This is a genomic window from Streptococcus mitis B6, from assembly GCF_000027165.1.
In the GTDB taxonomy this organism is placed as follows: Bacteria; Bacillota; Bacilli; order Lactobacillales; family Streptococcaceae; genus Streptococcus; species Streptococcus mitis_AR.
The window spans coordinates 1,300,557-1,320,422 of the sequence record NC_013853.1; the positions used below are offsets into that span (position 1 = coordinate 1,300,557).

The following is a 19,866-nucleotide window of genomic DNA, read 5'->3' on the forward strand; positions in this document are numbered from 1 at the left end:
ACAAAGAGCCAAAAAAAGAAGATGACGAATCATCTTCTTAAAAACTATGAGTTTTTAGTCTTCTTTTTTCTTGCGAGAAAGAAGTCCAAATCCACCTAGGGCTCCAAGAAGTCCAAGCGCTGCGAGGCTAGCGTTAGCTTCTGTACCTGTGTTAGGCAATTCTTTAGCCACTGTATTCACGTTAGCTGTTTCTTGGTTAGCGTTTGTGGCTTGAGTAGCTTGGTCATTAGCTAGAATTGCATGATTAGTTGCTGGAGAAACTTTCAACATGAAGTCTTCTATACGTTTAACCATTGCATCCACTTCTGCTTGAGTTGCGTTTGCATTGGCAAATACTTCTTTAGCGGCTGCTAATAATGCGTTCGCTTCTTTCACAGTTTCTGCATCAAGCTTAGCTGATTCTTGGATGATTAGCTTATCCAATTGACGAATAGCACCTTCTAACTTCGATTTATCGACTATCGTTTCAGCGTTATTAATTCTATTATTTCCTCGATTATATGATGGAACATAAGGAATTTCTTTAAAGATATCTTTAGCTAAAACTGTATATGCTTTACCATTATTCAAAATAACCGTTGCATTTCCTTTATCATCGAAGATTACTTCTGCTACATCTGGGTTAGCTGCCATAATTTTGGCTTTAGCTCCCGCTTTATCCGCGTCTGTTAAGTTGTCCAAATCAGCTACAAGTTGTTTTTCAAAATCAAGATTAAGATTTTCACCATTGTTTTTAGTTGCTACATCTGCTTCATCTTTAACTAATTGTTCAGCTGAAATTGTTGCTGTTTTTCCATCTACTGTGGTTACTGTCGCGTTACCCTTTTCATCTACAACAACTGTTGAGCCTGGATTTACAGCTTCCACAGCAACCTTAATCTTAGCAATTTCTTCAGGAGTTAAGTTATTCTTATCTGCTACCAAGGTGCGTGTAGCTGGAATATTCACACCATTTTGCTCAGATAGGTCTGCAAGTTTTTCTGTTGGAATAACTAGTTGAGAAGCAGGAATTACGGCTGTCTTACCATCTTTCGTAGTAACTGTCGCATTTCCTTTGTCATCTACTACTACCTTAGCACCTGGATTAACTGCTTCTACTGCTGTCTTAACTGCTTCTTTTTCTGAATCAGTTAAAGCATCTTTCTTAGCAACTGCTGTTTTAACCGCCGGTGTGTTGATATCATTGCCTGCATTTGGTTTAGCGACTGCTTCTGCTGTCTTCGTCAAATCAGCTGCTGGAATAACCGCTGTCTTACCTGAAGGTGTTGTAACAGTTGCGTTACCTTTGTCATCTACTACCACCGTAGCTCCTGGGTTAACGGCTTTAACCTTATCCTCAATAGCTTTCTTCTCTTCTGGAGTAAGGGCTTCTGGATTGGCTACTACTGTCTTAGACGCTGGCTTAACTACATCGTCGCCTGCATTTGGTTTAGTCGCTGCTTCTGCTGTCTTCGTCAAATCAGCTGCTGGAATAACCGCGGTCTTACCTGAAGGTGTTGTAACAGTTGCGTTACCTTTGTCATCTACTACAACCGTAGCTCCTGGGTTAACGGCTTTAACCTTATCCTCAATAGCTTTCTTCTCTTCTGGAGTAAGGGCTTCTGGATTAGCTACTACTGTCTTAGACGCTGGGGTAATCACATCGTCGCCTGCATTTGGTTTAGACGCTGCTTCTGCTGTCTTCGTCAAATCAGCTGCTGGAATAACCGCTGTCTTACCTGAAGGTGTTGTAACAGTTGCGTTACCTTTGTCATCTACTACCACCGTAGCTCCTGGGTTAACGGCTTTAACCTTATCCTCAATAGCTTTCTTCTCTTCTGGAGTAAGGGCTTCTGGATTGGCTACTACTGTCTTAGACGCTGGCTTAACTACATCGTCGCCTGCATTTGGTTTAGTCGCTGCTTCTGCTGTCTTCGTCAAATCAGCTGCTGGAATAACCGCTGTCTTACCTGAAGGTGTTGTAACAGTTGCGTTACCTTTGTCATCTACTACAACCGTAGCACCTGGGTTAACGGCTTTAACCTTATCCTCAATAGCTTTCTTCTCTTCTGGAGTAAGGGCTTCTGGATTGGCTACTACTGTCTTAGACGCTGGCTTAACTACATCGTCGCCTGCATTTGGTTTAGCCGCCGCTTCTGCTGTCTTCGTCAAATCAGCTGCTGGAATAACCGCTGTCTTACCTGAAGGTGTTGTAACAGTTGCGTTACCTTTGTCATCTACTACTACTGTAGCTCCTGGGTTAACGGCTTTAACCTTATCCTCAATAGCTTTCTTCTCTTCTGGAGTAAGGGCTTCTGGATTTGCTACGACTGTTTTATCTGATGGTGTATTGATGTCGTTTCCTGCATTTGGTTTCTTAGTATCTTCAGCAGTACGTACTAATTCATCTACAGGAATCACTTGTGTTTGTCCATCTGGAGTTGATACTTTAGCATTTCCTTTTTCATCTACTGTTACTACAGAATTTGGATTTACTGCTTCTACAGCTGCTTTAATTTTTTCTTTTTCAGCATCTGTTAATTTAGCTGGATCTGCTACAACCACTTTATTCGCTGGTTTAACTACATCATTTCCTGCTTTTGGTTCATTTGCTGTATCAGACGTTTTCACAACTTGTTCAGGAGTGATGGTTTCCTGATGACCATCTGGAGTTGTAACAGTAATATTTCCATCTGCATCTTGAGTAATTTCTTTAGCATCTGGATTTACTTTCTTAACAGCTTCTAAGACCTTAGCTTTTTCATCGTCTGTTAAAGTACTTGGGTCATTTACAAGAACTTTATCAGCCGGAATATTCACTTCACCTACAGCTTTAATAGCCGCTTTATCTGACTCTTCAATTCCATCAACAGCTTCTGCTGTTTTAGCGGCATCTACAGATTTTTTAGCTTGTTCTGCAATCTTATCTACTTGAGCTTTAAGATCTTCTTTTGCTTTAGGAGTTAAATCTGTACGTGAATCAATTGCTGCTTTTTTAGCTGTTGCTTCTTCGTCAATTGCTTTACGAGCATTTGGTTTATCTTCAACTAATGGTAAAGATTTTTCGATTTCAGCTTTTGCTTCGTCTTCTAAAGCTTTAACATCTGCATCTGTTCCTGCTTTGTCGATTTCTGCCTTAGCTTTAGCTGCTAGAGCTTTAGCTGCGTCTGCTGCAACTTTCTTCTCATCATCTGTAGCATCTGGAGTACTTTCGATAGTTTTTAGTTGTTCAGCTAATTTAGCATCAATTGCTTTTTTAGCTTCTGGTTTAGTTACTGCTGTTGGATTTACTGCAGTTACTTCGTCAACACCTGTTTTCTTAGCTGCATCTACTGCTGTTTGCGCTGTTTGTGCAGCTTCTGGTGTATCTGCTACATCTGGTTGTTTAGCGATTTCTGCTAATTGTGCATCAGCTTTATCTTTCGCTTCTTTCTTAGCTGTAGCTTTTTCTTCTTCTGTTAAGTCCGTACGTTTGTCGATTTCGGCATTTTTATCTTCTAATGCTTTCGCGATTGCTTGTTTAGCTGGTTTTTTTGCTACTGGAGTTACATTTGCAACTGCTGTTTCACCATCTGTTTTAGCTTGATCTACATCCGCATCTGTTGTTGCTTTATCAATAGCATCTTTAGCTGCATCTGCTTTTGCTTTCGCTGCTTCTTTTGCTGCTGTTTTTTGCTCAGGTGTTAAATCATCACGAGCGTCAATTGCGTTGTTTTTAGCTGTTAATGCATCTTCAATTGCTTTCTTAGCCACATTTTTCTTAACCGCTTCTGGATTTACTGCTTTAACTTCCGCAACACCCGTAGTTTTAGCTGTGTCTACTGCTTGTTGCGCCGCTGTTGCTTTATCTGAAGTATCTGCAATCGCTGGTTGAGCGTTGATGGCATCTGTAGCCTTTTTAGCTAAGTCTTTCGCTTCTTTCTTAGCTGCTGCTTTTTCTTCTGTTGTTAAATCTTTACGATCATCCAGTTCTTTTTCTTTCTTGGCTAATTCATCTGCTACTGCTTTTTTCGCTTCTTCTTTAGCAATTGGGTATACAGACGTTACATCTGCAACACCTTTATCTTCTGCATCGTTAACAAGTTTTTGTGCCGCTGCTGCTGCTTCAGCCGTTTCTGCATTATCAGGTTGAGCATTAACTTTTGTAAGTTCCGCATCCGCTAATTTCTTAGCTTCAGCCTTAGCCGCATCTTTTTCTGCTTGTGTTAAATCCTTACGATCATCGATTTCCTGATTCTTAGCTGTTAATGCATTCCCAATAGCATCCTTAGCATTTTGTTTTGCTACTGGATTAACCTTCCCAATTTCTGTTACTCCAGTACCTTTTGCTGTATCTACAGCTGCATCTGTCGTTGCTGCATCGATAGCTTTTGTTGCATCTTCAGCTGCTTTATTAACTTTAGCAAGAGCCGCATCTTTTTCTGCTTGTGTTAGATTTTTATCAGCATTAATTGCATCGGCTTTCGCTTGGCGCGCTGCTTCAACATCTGCTTTAGCAGCAGCCTTTTTCGCTACTACTGGATTGTCCCCTGCGATTGCTGTTGTACCTGCTTCTTTCGCTTTATCTAATTCTGCTTTTGTCGTTACATTAGCATCATTAATTGCTGTTAATGCTTTTTCTTTATCAGCATTTACTTTAGCAATTGCCGCTGCTTTTTCTTCATCAGTAGCGTTTGGCGTTGAGTTGATTGCTGCAATTTTCTCAGTTGCTGCGGTGTTTACTGCATCAATTGCTGGCTGTTTGTCTAGTTTTACTACTTCTGTTAGAGTTAACTTATCTGTAGAACCATCTTTATAAGTAACTACAATTTTATCGCCTTCTTTAGTTATAGATTTAATATATTGTGAAGCATTTTCTACTAATGATCCATTTTTATCTTTTAATCTTTCATCATCAGCAGTATTGTATTGAATCTTAATGTTATTTTTAATTTTTTCAAAATCATCATTTGATAAATTGTTAATGTCAGATACTGCTATTTTATTAGCTTCTTCTGTTTGTCCTTGAATATCATATTTCTGAGTTTGTTCACGAACTACTAGTTTGAACCATCCTTCTGGCACTTGGTCTACTGTCTTACCTGAATCACTATTACCATTAGGGTCAGAGAATGTTGCACCTTCTAAATCTTCTGCAACTAAGTATCTTGTCATTAAGTTACCTTTAAAGTTTGGTTGACCTGATACTGACACTGTTCCTGTAATCGTTACTTTTGCTGGATTAGTTTCAGTTGCTTCAATTCCTGTTTCATTTCTTTGGTAACCTGTTGTTAATCCATATTGATCTCTTATTCTACCGCCGGCAGCACCTGGAGCATCATTTCCTCTACCACCTTCAGCAATACGAATATCTTTAATTTTTCCGGAATCATCAGTTGCTGATAATTCTATATTTGTTTCTTCGCCTTTATAAACATAGATTTCTTTTGTAGCTGGATTAGAGAACGGGATAATTCCTTTCGGTCTTACATTTAAAACTTTACTTTTTTCAATTGTATCTACAGAACCATCTTTATATGTTACAACAAGCTTAGAAGGGTCAGTTGTCGATACTGCAACAGTATCAATTAATGAAGTAGGATTAGTAACTGCTGTACCTTTTAGACTTGCAAGTCGTTCGTCATCATTTGTTGAAGAATACTCTAATTTCAATCTTGACTTAATCGTTGCTAAATCTGTTGCTGTAATATTATCAATATCATTAACAGTTATACGTGTAGAATCAGTTAAATCCTTAATATCATACTTAGATGTTTGATCTTTAACGACAAACCGAATATATCCTGGTTTAGATTTTGCATCAGGATCAATATCTAAAGCATTAAAGTTACGATCTGCTGGCATTGAACTAAAGTTATCATTGTCATTAGCAACAACATAACTTGTCCATTGTTTACCCGCATCCAGATTGGTTTCACCTGTCATTGTAATGGTTGCTTCCTGTTTATTATCAGAAATTGTACCCTTACCAGTAACAACACCATTATCAATCTTACCTGTTGTGAATCCAAAAGCTTCAGTATTATTCCAGTTAACATCTCCAGGTCCACGCAAGTACATATCTTTTACAGTAGTATCATCATTCGCTGTGAATGTTAAATCCGTATTTTCACCCTTATAAACATAAACTTGTTTCTCTGCTTGGTTTGAATATGGCACTTTTACTGTAGGTATAGGATTATTGCGTAAAACACTCGTTAAAGCAACAGAATCTCTTGAGCCGTCTTTATAAGTAACAACAATCTGATCTGCTTGTTTCGTTACAGTGTCAATGTAGTTCGAAGCATTTTCTACTAATTTACCGTTTTTATCAAGCAATCTTGCATCGTCTGCTGTATTATAAGTAATTTTTATATTATTTTTAATTTTCTCAAAATCAGCTTGAGAAAGATTGTTTACATCGGCAACAGCAATCTTACCAGCTTCATTTGTTTGTACTTGAATATCATATTTTTGAGTTTGTTCACGAACCCATAACTTAAAGTAGCCTTCTGGTAGTGGATTCGCATTTTCCTGATTTCCACTAGGTTCTGAGAATACTGCCCCATCTAAATCTTCAGCGACTAGATAACGTGTCACTAACTTACCTGTATAAGTTGGTCGATTTGGCACTGATACTGTCCCTGTAATCGTTACCTTAGCAGGATTATCTTGTGTCGCTACAATTCCTTCAGTTTCATTTCTCTGAGATGAGAACGTTAGTCCATACTGATTATTTATTCTACCGCCAGCAGCCCCAGCAGCATCAATTCCTCTTGAACCCTCAGCTATACGAATGTCCTTAAGTTTTCCAGAATCATCTGTTGCTGATAATTCAATGTTTGTTTCTTCACCTTTATAAACATAAATATCTTTTGCAGTCGCATTAGAGAATGGAATATTCCCAACTGGTTTCTTATTCGTAACAGCTTCTGTACGGAAAGCATTATCTCGATCTAACGCTTTTCCATTACGTGAATCATTAGAACCTGTATTTTCAATTGAGTTAGAATCAGATTTTTTCTCTGTATTTTCTGCTTTTTTACCAACAGTTTCTTTACCATTTGTAGTATCTACTACTGGTGTTTCTTTTTTCTCTACAGGTTTATTTTGCAATTTTGAGCTTACTACAGTGACAAATTTGTTATAAGCTGCTTTTAGTTCATCTTGGCTAGTTGCAGAAGCAAGGACAGATTTGGCAGAAGCTAATTCAGAATTTAAAAGAGCGATGCTCTCCTCAGTCTTATTAGCGTATTTACCCGCTGAAATTTTCTCTTCAATTTCAGCGATATAGCTTTTCAATTGAGTCTTATCCAAAACAACTTCTTTAGTTGGAACATCAGCTGTTTTTGGTTCTTGGATTTCATCGGCTTGAACAGACACCGCTCCATTACCCAAAAACATGAAAAGTGCAGCAACTGCTACGCTAGCTGCTCCAAAACTGTATTTACGAATTGAGTAACGCGTGACTTTTTCACGGCGTAAACGTTCAGAACGACTCATAGATGGTTTATTTCCCATTATCTTCTCCTCGAAAATTTATTTAGTTTAGTATCCATACAAAATACTTGCTGTTACTAAGAACAGCATGCAATTCTAATATGATTACTTATACATACTATTTTACTGTATTTTTTATTTATATTCAACTGATTAGACTTAAATTTTTACAAAAAAAAAAAAGTATTTCGCGAAAGTAGACAATTTTATGACATCTGCGCAATGTATTTTTATACATGTTATTGCAAGTTATTTGATAGATGGACCCATCGTTGGAATTAACCTATTTGTTGTAAAAAATAATACTATTAATCACAGCAAAACTCTCCGTTTGAAAGTTACTTATAAAAACATGTTTAGTTCAATTCAGACATATTAATTTTAGTATTGATTACACTACTAAATTCAGCTAACTAAAAAACTATCTACTTTCATATCTGCTAATTTCCCTGTCATTCTGACAGATAATGGTGAAGACTTTGCCAGGGTTGATGACATCGAAATGGATGTTCGAGGAGAGAGTAGACTCTTCTTTTGTGACCCTAATCGCTCTGACCAGAAAGGCAGAATTGAGAAAAATCACACGCTGATTCGAGATATTCTACCAAAGGGAACTTCTTTTGACAACTTAACTCAAGAGGACATCAATCTCGTTTGTTCGCATGTCAACAGTGTCAAACCCGCTGCTTTGAATGGAAAGTCAGCCCATGAACTCCTTGCTTTTACTTACGGAGAAGAGATTCCTAAGCTTCTTGGTATTTCGAAAATACCTGCAGAAGAAATCTGTCAGTCGTCTACATTACTCCAACATAAGTTCTAAAAATTAACCTTCAACCCCATTCAAACGTCTCACACTAACTTCCACCATAGCGGAACTTAATCTGAAACACTTTCAGATGAGGAGATTTTGTGCGCTCTTCCATGTTCTTTGAGTATTAAATTTCCACTTGATTCCCTGAACCAAGCCACTGTTTTCTAATTCAGCCATAATAGTTATGACCTCAACAATATCAACTTCCATTTCACGTATTAAAAATGAAATGACAATATAGCGTGGTGATTGTAATTCTGTTATTATTTTCCCTCCTGAAAATAAAAAAAGTCTGGGACAATAGTCTCAGACTCCTTTTTTCTTATAGTCTATTTCCGACATTAATCCGGTTAATGGCACGTTGCAAAGCAATCTTAGCACGACGTTCTTGGTCAATCAAGTGTTTGTCTTGTGCTTCTTCAATTTCACGCTCTGCTCGAAGTTTGGCACGTTCTGCACGACTGATATCGATATCTCGAGCACGTTCTGCAGAGTCAGCAACGATTGTGATGGTATCATTGGCAATTTCAATAACGCCTCCGTTTACTGCAATCCAGTTCACGTGTTCTTCATCATCAATACGTTTTACCTTTACTTCATCAACTGCTAAAACCGCAATCATATTTTCATGTCGTGGCAAGATCCCCATCTCACCATCCAGAGTTCGAACCGATACATAGCTGGCATGGTGATCATAGACGAGACCATCTGGTGTCACGATCTGGACAGTTAACTGAGCCATAGATCACCTCTTAAAATCCCATTTTTTCAGCTTTTGCAATTACATCTTCGATAGAACCTACACCACGGAAGGCATCTTCTGGCAAGTGGTCATGTTTACCATCAAGGATTTCCTTAAAGCCACGTACAGTTTCAGCAACTGGAACATAAGAACCAGGCTGACCAGTAAATTGTTCCGCAACGTTGAAGTTTTGTGACAAGAAGAACTGGATACGACGGGCACGAGCAACCAAAGTCTTTTCTTCATCAGAAAGCTCATCCATACCAAGGATAGCAATGATATCTTGCAACTCATGGTAACGTTGAAGGACACGTTTTACTTCAGCAGCAACTGCATAGTGCTCTTCTCCAACGATTTCAGGTGCCAAGGCACGTGAGCTTGAAGCAAGTGGATCAACGGCTGGGTAGATACCCAATTGTACCAACTTACGTTCCAAGTTGGTTGTTGAATCCAAGTGAGCGAAAGCTGTTGCTGGCGCTGGGTCAGTATAGTCATCCGCTGGCACATAGATAGCCTGGATAGAGGTTACAGACCCCTTCTTGGTTGATGTGATACGCTCTTGCAATTGACCCATTTCCGTAGCAAGTGTTGGTTGGTAACCAACGGCTGATGGCATACGACCCAAAAGGGCAGATACTTCTGAACCAGCCTGAGTGAAACGGAAGATATTATCGATAAAGAGAAGCACGTCTTGGCCTTCTACATCACGGAAGTATTCAGCGATTGTCAAACCAGTAAGGGCAACACGCATACGTGCTCCAGGTGGCTCATTCATCTGACCAAATACCATGGCTGTTTTCTCGATAACGCCTGATTCTTTCATTTCCCAGTAAAGGTCGTTCCCTTCACGAGTACGTTCCCCAACACCGGTAAATACTGAAATACCACCGTGTTCTTGGGCAATGTTGTGAATCAATTCTTGAATTAAGACGGTTTTACCAACTCCGGCACCACCGAAAAGTCCAACTTTACCACCTTTAAGGTAAGGGGCAAGAAGGTCGATAACCTTAATCCCTGTTTCAAGGATTTCAGAAGAGGTAGACAACTCATCAAAAGTTGGAGCTTTTTTATGAATTGGCTGACGCTCTGCATCTTCTGTAAAAGGAGCTTCCAAGTCAATGGTATCTCCCAAAACATTGAAGACACGTCCCAAAGTTTCTTTACCTACTGGCACAGAGATTGGACGACCTGTGTCCAATACTTCCATTCCACGAGTCAAACCATCTGTTGATTCCATGGCGATAGTACGGACCATACCATCTCCCAACTCCAAGGCTACTTCAAGGACGATTTTTGTTTTTCTTTCGTCATTTTTGTAGACGACAAGTGCATTGTTAATCTCAGGAAGTTCTTCCCCTGCTGCAAACAAGACGTCTACAACGGGACCGATAACCTGAGCAATTTTACCTGAACTCATCTCCTTCTCCTATTCTATATAAGATACTGTCGGTTCCTAGCTCAACTAGGTCCTAAGTTCATTTTCATACGAGCTGGACTAGTGCCTATTCTAAGGCACTAGCTCCTGCTACGATTTCTGTAATTTCTTGTGTAATCGCCGCCTGTCTGGCACGGTTATACTGAATTGTCAAATCATTAATGACTTTCTTAGCATTATCTGTCGCTGTTTGCATGGCTGTCATACCCGCAGCATTTTCAGCTGTCTTAGCATCGATAATAGCACCATAAATCATACTTTCTGCAAACTGAGGCAACAACTGCTCCAAAATTTCTTCTCGGCTAGTTTCCAATTCAAAGGTCAAGCTGTAACTGTCATCCGCTTCATTTGGATCTAAGTCAACAATCGGAAGCATTTGTTCCACACGCATTTGACTGGTTAGCGTATTGACATGGTGGTTGTAGCAGACATAAAGCTCATCAAAGAGCTCATTTTGATACATTTCAACAGTTTTTGAAATAATCTTACGAACTTCATCAAAACTTGGTTGATCTGCCAAGCCACGTAGTTCATAAAGTGGTTGAATACCGCGAGCTTTAAAGAAATCAGCTCCCATTCCACCGATACAGATCATTTCAAATCCTTTACCATCTGGATGGTATTCTTCTTTTAACTCCATAACGGCTTTCAAAATAGAAGAATTATACCCTCCAACCAAACCGCGGTCTGAAGTAATGACGATATAGCCAGTCTTCTTAACTGGACGGCTAATCAACATCGGATTGGTTGAACCACCAGCTCCATTACCATGTAGGATATCTGTCAAAAGTTTACGAACCTTCTGAGCGTAAACTTGGAAGTTACGAGCAGCTTCTTCAGAGCGACCAAGCTTAGCAGCTGATACCATTTGCATGGCATTAGTGATTTGACTCGTATTTTTTGTTGAGGCGATTTTTGTTTTAATATCATTTAGAGATACTGCCATCTGACACCTCTATTCTTATTGGAAGCTGGTTTGATTGAGAAACTCTGTAATCGCAGCATCCAAGACTTCTTCTTCTGGCAAGTCTTTTGTATCACGAATGGTTTCCAAAATCTCTGGATGTTGAGCATCAAAGAAGGCATGGAACTCTTCCTCGAAACGAACAATATCATCTACTGGAACAGTGTCCAAGAAACCATGTGTCAAAGCATAGAGAATGGTTACTTGTTTCTCAACAGGCAATGGTTTGTGAACAGGTTGTTTCAAGACTTCAACTGTACGACGTCCACGGTTCAACTTAGCCTGTGTTGCTGCATCCAAGTCAGAACCGAACTTAGTGAAGGCTTCCAACTCACGGTATGAAGCAAGGTCGATACGAAGTGTACCAGCAACCTTCTTCATGGCTTTGATTTGTGCAGAACCACCTACACGTGATACAGATGAACCCGCATCGATGGCTGGACGAATACCCGCATTGAAGAGACCATCACCGAGGAAGATTTGTCCATCAGTGATAGAAATCACGTTGGTTGCGATATAGGCAGAGATATCTCCTGCTTGTGTCTCGATAAATGGTAGGGCTGTAATTGATCCACCACCAAGTTCATCAGAAACTTTAGCTGAGCGCTCAAGCAAACGGCTGTGAAGATAGAAAACATCCCCTGGGAAAGCTTCACGACCTGGAGGACGACGAAGCAAGAGTGACAGTTCACGATAAGCTACCGCTTGTTTTGATAAATCATCATAAACAATCAAAACATGCTTCCCTTGGTACATAAATTCTTCTGCCATGGCAACCCCAGCATAAGGAGCTAGGAAAAGCAATGGAGATGGTTGTGAAGCAGAAGCAGTCACTACGATTGTGTAGTCCAAGGCACCATACTGACGAAGTGTTTCTACTTGCGTACGAACTGTTGATTCTTTCTGTCCAATCGCGACATAGATACAAATCATATCTTGACCTTTTTGGTTCAAGATTGTGTCAATCGCAATAGTTGTTTTCCCTGTCTGACGGTCACCGATAATCAACTCACGTTGACCACGACCAATCGGTACAAGGGCGTCAATAGCTTTCAAACCAGTCTGCAATGGTTCTGATACAGATTTACGTTGCATAACACCAGGAGCTGGCGCTTCAACTGGACGAGTTTTATCAGTGTGGATTTCTCCAAGACCGTCAACTGGACGGCCAAGTGGGTCCACAACACGACCAATCAGACTTTCACCTACTGGGACTTCCATGATTTTACCTGTACGGCGGATTGTATCGCCTTCACGGATATCTGTAAAGTCACCTAGGATGATAATACCAACGTCTGTTGACTCCAAGTTTTGAGCCATCCCATAAGAGCCGTTTTCAAAAATCAACAACTCTCCACTCATGGCATTTTCAAGGCCGTGAGCACGCGCGATACCGTCCCCGATATAGGTTACAACACCTGTTTCAGTCACATCAAAATTGGGTTTGAAATTTTCAATTTGTTGCTTAATTAAAGCGCTGATTTCTTGTGCGTTAATTGCCAAAAGAACACCACTTTCTATTTCAAATTTTCTTTAACAACTTTAAGTTGTTGTTTAATACTCACATCAATTGTCTTGTGATTGGCAAAAATGACAAAACCACCAATGAGACTTTCATCGATTTGTTCTTTTACACTCCTTACTTTCAGAGACATTTTTTTCTCAATCAAAGGGAGCAAACGACTCTTTTGTTCATCAGTTAAAGGATGAGCTGAAGTAATCGTCACTTCAAATCGATTTGTTTCTTTTTCAAGTCGGTTCAAGCAATCTACAAGCACATCATAAAAAAGATTTGCTCTGTGATTGTAGATAAGAACCTGGATCAAGTTTTGCAATAAAGGTGACACAGAGTCTTGGAAGAAAGCAATTATTTTTTCCTTGTCAGACTCGTCTACTGCCACTTTTTTTAAAAAAGAAGGTAAACCTGTTTCTTCAGCAACTTGCTTGATTTGAGCTAAGTCTGAAAAGATATGATCTTCTTCCCCTTTTTCTAAAACCAATTGGACAAAAGGCATGCTGTATTTTTCAATTACCTTTACTGTTTTCTTGTCCATTAAGCTTCTCCTAGCTGATCGATATACTGATCAATGAGTTCTTTATGGGCATGACCGTCAAGGTTTTGTGAGATGATTTTACCAGCCAAGCTGATTGTCAAATCTGCTACCTCACCCTTAACGCTTTGTAAAGCTTCAGCTTTATTTTGAGCAATTTCTTGGTTCGCTTTTTCTTTTAAGCGTCCTGCTTCTAGTTTAGCATCTGCTAAAATACTAGCTTTACTTTTCTCAGCTGTTTCTTTCGCATTCTCAATGATTGTCTTAGCTTCTTTACGGCTACCAGCCAATTCATCTTCGCGTTTTTGAGCCAATACTTCCGCTTTTTGACGTGCTTCTTCAGCTCTGTCAATATCTGAAGCAATTTTTTCAGCTCTTTCTTCGAAAATGCCTGTAATATTAGACCATGCAAATTTTTTAATCAAGACTAGCAAAAGGATAAAAGAGCCAGCGATTAAAATAAAATTACCAATTAATTCACCTACTGTTACGTGCATCAGTTACTCCTTTCTACTCTTCATCATTAATTTTATTTCCTAGGTACATAGAGGACAATAGTGTAAAGACATAGGCCTGTACACAAGAAATGAACACGGAAAATGCAGTCCAAACTAAGTTTGTTCCAAATGCGATTGGATACCAAAAAATAGCCTGATGTGAAAGTAAGAGAAGCAAACTTGTCATTACTTCACCTGCAAAGATATTCCCAAAAATCCGCAAAGCAAGAGAAAGGAAATTCGTGACTTCTTCAAGTAGATTCATCGGTGTCATAAATGCAGGAGTTACAAAACCTTTTAGGTATTGTTTAATCCCACGGCGACGAATCCCCTCAATGTGCGCCATCAAAATAATACAGAAAGACAAGACAAGGTCAAATGAAAGATTTGCAGTTGGCGATGTCCAAAGGTTTGTCCCATCTGTTGTTTGAAGTTTAGCCATCAAACCAAGATTATTGGCGATGACCATAAAAAGAAATAAACATAAGTAAAAGAGTGAGTAATCTTTTATGTAGTGGGAACCAAGGTTAGGTTCTGTAAATCCAATTACAAAATCATAGAGATACTCTAGTACATTTTGTTTACCTTTGGGTTTCAACGTCATATTACGACTTGCCCAATAGATAAATGCAAAAATCAGAAACACAGACAGCAAAGTCAAGGCTGTCAAAGTTAAATCAAAGGTAACAGGACCAATATTGATGGTTGGATTGATACTTTCTTCCATCTAACATTCTCCCTTCTCCAATTTATATTTCGTTATTTAATAATAAATGAGAAGACAAGAGTTACGAAGAAAGTTCCTTCAATAAAGGCAACCCCTAAAAACATCAAACTACGAAACTCAGCGATAATATCTGGTTGGCGAGCTACTGATTTCAACAAACCATTCATCAACATACCCTCACCAAGAGATACACCCATACAGGCAAGACATAGACCGAAAAATGTTAAATTCATGACGAATTCTCCTTTTAATTAAAATTTACTTACTTAGTTTAGTCCTAAAAATTGGATTTGTCAACTTTTTACTAACATTGAAAGCGTTTAATGAAAATTATTTATAATTTTACTATTTTTGAGTCTATTGTATAGAAAACTTTGTAAAAAACTTGTTATAAATTCGTCCATTATCTAAGTCTTTCTGAAAAATATTGAAAAAATCCGAGATGAAATCTCGGATGGAAATTGATATATTTTCTTTGACTTCTTTTAGTGAGCAGGATTAAAGGGAAAGCAACTAGAAATCTTTCATCTCCTGCTTGCTTATTAAGCACGAACTGTGACACTGGTTCCATCTTCCTTATAAAGATTGATAAGACCTTCTTTGAGAGCTCGAACCATATCTCCAGCTTGAACAGGTTGGGGGACTTTGATTGTCAAGAGTTCCATTGGATTTGGAGCGCGGTCAATTTTATTGCCTTTTGCATCATGCAAATCTTCAATATAAGTTTCAAAATGACGGAAACCTGGGCCATAAAACTCAACTTGGTCGCCTTCGTTAATAACGTTCCGTTGACGAATAGTTGCTGTTTGTGTCGTATCATCATAAGAAACCACTTCAGCGACAAACTTATACTCAGGAATTTTACGACGAGCACCAAACAACTGCTCATTTTCAGATGGTGTACCGTAGTAAAATCCTGTAGCTAATTCACGTTGGGCAACCTTCCACATCTCGTCTACCAAGTCTTGTTTGATCGCTTCAAACTTTTCAGGACTTTCAAGATATGCATCCACAGCCGCCTTGTAGCAGTTGGTTACTGTTGAAACATAGTGAATAGACTTCATGCGTCCTTCGATTTTTAGACTGTCCACACCATTTTCAATCATATCTGGAATATGGTCAATCATAGACATATCAACGGCTGACATTGAAAATTCTTCATGAATTTCACCCTTCAAGCTCTTGCGTTCTTGGCCAAAGGGCATATCGTAGAGGTCGTACTTCCAACGGCAAGACTGAGAACATCCACCACGGTTGGCATCACGCATACTCATGTGATTTGAAAGCGTACAGCGACCTGAGTAGGAAATACACATAGCTCCATGGACAAAGGCTTCAATCTCAACATCTGTACGTTTACGGATTTCTGCCAATTCTTCCATTGAAACCTCACGCGCTAAAACGACACGAGTTAAGCCCAGTTCCTTCCAAAACTCGAGAGTTTCATAGTTAGTGGCACTTGCTTGGGTAGAGAGGTGGATTTCAAGACCTGGTGCTTCAGTCGCTGCAATCATAATCAAGGCTGGGTCAGACACGATAACCGCGGCAATCCCGATATCACGTAGCTTACGGAACCACTCACCAGCACCAGCTTCATTTCCTTCGTGCATAACCATGTTGGCAGCCACATAAACCTTAGCACCATACTTAGCCGCAAACTGGACACCTTCTTCCATCTGTTCAAAGGTAAAATTCCCTGCACGGCTACGAAGACCATAGGCCTGACCACCGATAAAGACAGCATCTGCCCCATACTGAACAGCTACTTTTAGCTTCTCTAAAGTCCCTGCAGGTGATAAAACCTCAGGACGTTTTAATGTTTTTGTCATGTTTTCTCCTATTTGCAATATAAAAGTTTGACGTTTTTCCTTCTCATTTTATAGTAAATAAGCCATAAAATCAAGCCTAGACAGATTGTTTTGACAATTCTAATCTTTTAGATTATTAAATCAAAAAGATTGTCAAAGAGAAAAAGCCCACAGATGTGAGCCCTTTCCTAATATAAGTTAGAAAAACTATTTCTCCACTTCTTTTTTCTTGTGTGCCAGAAATCCAAATCCACTCAAAACTCCTAGAAGTCCTAAGACTACAAGATTAGCATGATTTTCCGTACCTGTATTAGGCAATTCCTCTCTCTTACTTGCTACAGAAGTCGGAGTTTGTGAAGTTTCTTTTGTCGATTGTTCAGTTGGTGTCTTTAATTTTGGTACTTCTACCTTTGGTGCCTCAACCTTTGGTGCCTCAACCTTTGGTGCCTCAACCTTTGGTGCCTCAACCTTTGGTTTCGTACCTACTGTGATAACTTCTTCTACTGCCTCTTCAGTAATCGTGGTTGGTTCGTTCGGTGTTACTGCACCTGTATTAGGATTCAAGGTATAAGTTGTCGTAGTAGTTATTTTACCAGCTTTACCAGGTCTTGTTACTTCACGATAATCTTTATCTTTTGTACTATCTTCTACGTAACGTGTTGTATATGGAATGGTTGTTTCTACAACTGTTGGTTTCGTACCTACTTTAACCACTTTTGGTACCATAGGAGTTTCTTTTTCAGTCGGCTTACCGTCAGTTACAGTACCATCAAGTTCATTCACAATTTTAGGTGTTGTAGTTACAATTTTACCTTCGCTACCGTTCGATTCAACAATTTCCGTACCATAGTCGATTGTTTTGTCTTCTACATAAGTTGTTGTAATTGGAATTTTTGTTTCTGTTTCTACAGGTGGTAAGTTGTTCTCATACTTCTGTTTATACACATAGGTAATGACAGTTTCACCTTTTATAATCTCAGTAATATCCTGTTTATCTTGTTCTTTAAAGGTGTAACGCTTGTTTTCAAAGTCCAAATCGGTCGGATGAGTTAATGTAATTTGCTCCCCTACTGCTTTTACCTCACTTGTAACAGACGGTCGAATCTCAGCACCTTGTTCATCAACAAACTTTTGAGTAACCTTACCTTTATGTTGAACCTCTGTATAAGTCACCAAATGATAGTCACGAGATACACTGTTCAAAGCCTTATCTGGATCTATTATCTCAACCTTAGGAATCTTATTGGTGAAGGTATTTTGACTTAAATAAGCAGATATTTGTCCTCTTGGCATACGCGCATTTAGATAATTACTTGATGAAATCGTATTTTCACCTATAAGAGAATTTTCTCTCCTTAACTCGTATAGTACCTGTCCTGTTGAGCCAATAGGTGACCTTAATTCGAACTCTTTAATTTTTTTCTCAGGTACATCTGATGGTTTAATTACAGATTTACCACCGAAAGCCTGTTCATTTAATATTGTAGAGAGTAATTTATCTAACGGAATTTCTTGGCCTTTAGCATCTTTATAAGTAAATGTCTTAGTGTACTTAACTAAGTCCGATTGACCTGCAACCCGTCTAGATAAGTTCTTAACGAAAATTTCTTGTAAAATTGCTTGACCACGAATAATTGCATAGATTTTCGTTTCCTCAGGTAAAGTGTAATTCAAACGGAGACTTGTATCAATACTTGCAACACCATATTTAGATGTTAATACACTGGTTGGATCTAGATTCACTGTGTAAGTAAAAGTTTCACCATTTTTCGCTTCTACAATATATCCGTTATAGCCAGCTCTACTATCTCTAGCTCTAAGTTCCTCCAAACCCGGAAGATTAGCTGCTCCAGTTTTAACAGTAACATGTGGGTCAGTCGTAGTTACATCATGACCTAAAGCATCTGCAACGCCCTTTCTAGTTCTTACATCTACTGAGCCCGTATTTAAATAATGAACTTCACCCTCAGAAGAAGTAAAATTACTGAGTGTCATTTCTTTATTAACATCATCGGACGCTAATCTTGAATTCACTTGACTTGCAATCTTATCTTTTACGTTGACATAATTTGCAATAAGGTGATTATTTTTAATCTCTTCAATCTTAGCTCGATCAGCATCAGCTTGAGCTTGTTCCGCTTTTGCTGATTCTAAAGACTGAATTTCAGCGTCAACTTTTTCTTCAGCAGTTTTTCGTAACGGATTTACTTCAGAAAGAGTATTAGCTGTACCAACATTTTCAACTGGTGTTTCATTTACAGTGATACCTAGCGCTTTCACTTCTTCTACTTTTGCTTTCAACTCTGCTTCTTTTACAGCATAGGATGTACTAGTTTCAAACTCGTTTTGTGAACTTTCACCTGCCGGTTGACTTGGTTGGACGCTTGTTGTTGGATTAGTAGATTGTTCGTTAGCGCTTACAACACTATTTAAAAATAAACTCCCTAAAGCCATAGTTAGGACAATACCACTTAACAAACCTAACTTAGTTTTACGGAGATAGCCATGACCTTTTTCTTGTTTTACTGCTTTATGCAATAGAAACACCAACTTTCATTTATTTGTATTGTTAATATTATTACATAATTAACTAAAAAAGTAAAGGTATCAACTCAAGAATTAAATACAATAAATTTATAAAAACTTCCTAACTACTGTACTAGAATTTTCTAAAATTCAAAAAACAATATCAGAACGGATTGATACTGATACGAAACAAAAAAACAAAATGACTGTTTATACATCTATGGTAGGATTCAAGACAGATTATTTATTTCTTAATCGATATATAAAAGGAATCCTGATTAAACTGTCTTTAAAACTTAAGAAATCAAGGATATGATAAAAGGAATGGATATCAGTATATCTATTTTTACCATCTCAAAAGTAGATCCAGAGAATATAACTGTTCTCTTATGATGAGACTTTGGAGGCAACCATTCTGTCTTGTTTTATGAAAGAATAGCTTAACCTTTTACTTAAAATATTCAGATAAAAAAAGAGAGAACGATTTTGTTCTCTCGAAATCCTTATTTTTCATTTACTATAAGAGTAAAGTATTTATAGCTTTACTCCCACTCTGTTTTCAACGTAAAGTGTATAAAACAGAATGCGATACTATCAAGGGAGTTAAAACAATATACAGAACAGTAAAACACTATAAATAAAAATAAAAGTGCAATAAAAGTGCAATTTTTGCACCTAATCATACTCTGTTTATATATGAAAACTAGATTCTGAATCCAATATTTGGTTAACGAGAGGCGTTCGAATTTGAACGTCTTTTATATATTACTTTCAAATAAATATGAGGTAGAATACTATCTATTTTCTTTTTAACCCAATTGTTATAATGAGAACTTTTACTAACATA

General features: G+C 38.4%; 11 protein-coding genes and 2 pseudogenes. 1 reads left to right on the forward strand and 12 read right to left on the reverse strand.

The window, feature by feature from the left end; translation table 11 throughout:
* Window positions 1-54: 54 nt before the first annotated feature.
* Window positions 55-7,479: a YSIRK signal domain/LPXTG anchor domain surface protein gene (locus SMI_RS06625; protein WP_000527121.1), complete on the reverse strand. Its 7,425-nt coding sequence runs from the start codon at window positions 7,477-7,479 to the stop codon at window positions 55-57.
* A gap of 424 nt (window positions 7,480-7,903) precedes the next feature.
* Between SMI_RS06625 and SMI_RS06630 the strand changes: the two are divergent.
* Window positions 7,904-8,278, forward strand: a pseudogene (locus SMI_RS06630) (IS30 family transposase); the annotation flags it as partial.
* A gap of 56 nt (window positions 8,279-8,334) precedes the next feature.
* Here the strand turns inward: SMI_RS06630 and SMI_RS10565 are convergent.
* From SMI_RS10565 to SMI_RS10935, 11 genes and pseudogenes are all read right to left on the reverse strand, one after another.
* Window positions 8,335-8,536, reverse strand: a pseudogene (locus SMI_RS10565) (hypothetical protein).
* 55 nt (window positions 8,537-8,591) lie between these two features.
* Window positions 8,592-9,011: a F0F1 ATP synthase subunit epsilon gene (locus SMI_RS06635; RefSeq protein ID WP_000068046.1), complete on the reverse strand. Its 420-nt coding sequence runs from the start codon at window positions 9,009-9,011 to the stop codon at window positions 8,592-8,594.
* A gap of 10 nt (window positions 9,012-9,021) precedes the next feature.
* On the reverse strand, window positions 9,022-10,428 hold the full coding sequence (gene atpD / locus SMI_RS06640; RefSeq protein ID WP_000094352.1) for a F0F1 ATP synthase subunit beta: 1,407 nt from the start codon (window positions 10,426-10,428) through the stop codon (window positions 9,022-9,024).
* Between the two features lie 85 nt (window positions 10,429-10,513).
* A complete protein-coding gene (locus SMI_RS06645) occupies window positions 10,514-11,392 on the reverse strand; it encodes a F0F1 ATP synthase subunit gamma (protein ID WP_000301214.1) in 879 nt (292 codons plus the stop codon).
* A gap of 15 nt (window positions 11,393-11,407) precedes the next feature.
* Window positions 11,408-12,913: a F0F1 ATP synthase subunit alpha gene (gene atpA, locus SMI_RS06650; RefSeq protein ID WP_000996630.1), complete on the reverse strand. Its 1,506-nt coding sequence runs from the start codon at window positions 12,911-12,913 to the stop codon at window positions 11,408-11,410.
* Between the two features lie 14 nt (window positions 12,914-12,927).
* The gene (locus SMI_RS06655; RefSeq protein WP_000359027.1) at window positions 12,928-13,464 is read right to left on the reverse strand and encodes a F0F1 ATP synthase subunit delta; all 537 of its coding nucleotides are present in this window, start codon (window positions 13,462-13,464) and stop codon (window positions 12,928-12,930) included.
* Entirely contained in the window at window positions 13,464-13,958 is a 495-nt protein-coding gene (atpF, locus tag SMI_RS06660; protein ID WP_000558549.1) for a F0F1 ATP synthase subunit B, read from the reverse strand. The genes SMI_RS06655 and atpF overlap by 1 nt, the downstream gene beginning before the upstream one ends.
* A 13-nt stretch (window positions 13,959-13,971) precedes the next feature.
* Window positions 13,972-14,685, reverse strand: coding sequence for a F0F1 ATP synthase subunit A (gene atpB / locus SMI_RS06665; protein WP_000392858.1), 714 nt, complete (start codon window positions 14,683-14,685; stop codon window positions 13,972-13,974).
* A 32-nt stretch (window positions 14,686-14,717) separates the two neighbouring features.
* Window positions 14,718-14,918, reverse strand: a complete 201-nt coding sequence (locus SMI_RS06670) for a F0F1 ATP synthase subunit C (RefSeq protein ID WP_001054559.1) — start codon at window positions 14,916-14,918, stop codon at window positions 14,718-14,720.
* Between the two features lie 309 nt (window positions 14,919-15,227).
* Window positions 15,228-16,514: a peptidase U32 family protein gene (locus tag SMI_RS06675; protein ID WP_000169093.1), complete on the reverse strand. Its 1,287-nt coding sequence runs from the start codon at window positions 16,512-16,514 to the stop codon at window positions 15,228-15,230.
* A 186-nt stretch (window positions 16,515-16,700) separates the two neighbouring features.
* Complete coding sequence (locus SMI_RS10935) at window positions 16,701-19,040, reverse strand: G5 domain-containing protein (protein ID WP_000479259.1); 2,340 nt, start codon at window positions 19,038-19,040, stop codon at window positions 16,701-16,703.
* Window positions 19,041-19,866 lie beyond the last annotated feature (826 nt).

Excerpts from the sequence above, each read along its gene's own strand:
- SMI_RS06625 (WP_000527121.1), bottom strand. The coding sequence starts at position 7,479 with ATGGGAAATAAACCATCTATGAGTCGTTCTGAACGTTTACGCCGTGAA.
- SMI_RS06635 (WP_000068046.1), bottom strand. The coding sequence starts at position 9,011 with ATGGCTCAGTTAACTGTCCAGATCGTGACACCAGATGGTCTCGTCTAT.
- atpD (WP_000094352.1), bottom strand. The coding sequence starts at position 10,428 with ATGAGTTCAGGTAAAATTGCTCAGGTTATCGGTCCCGTTGTAGACGTC.
- SMI_RS06645 (WP_000301214.1), bottom strand. The coding sequence starts at position 11,392 with ATGGCAGTATCTCTAAATGATATTAAAACAAAAATCGCCTCAACAAAA.
- SMI_RS06655 (WP_000359027.1), bottom strand. The coding sequence starts at position 13,464 with ATGGACAAGAAAACAGTAAAGGTAATTGAAAAATACAGCATGCCTTTT.
- atpF (WP_000558549.1), bottom strand. The coding sequence starts at position 13,958 with ATGCACGTAACAGTAGGTGAATTAATTGGTAATTTTATTTTAATCGCT.
- atpB (WP_000392858.1), bottom strand. The coding sequence starts at position 14,685 with ATGGAAGAAAGTATCAATCCAACCATCAATATTGGTCCTGTTACCTTT.
- SMI_RS06670 (WP_001054559.1), bottom strand. The coding sequence starts at position 14,918 with ATGAATTTAACATTTTTCGGTCTATGTCTTGCCTGTATGGGTGTATCT.
- SMI_RS06675 (WP_000169093.1), bottom strand. The coding sequence starts at position 16,514 with ATGACAAAAACATTAAAACGTCCTGAGGTTTTATCACCTGCAGGGACT.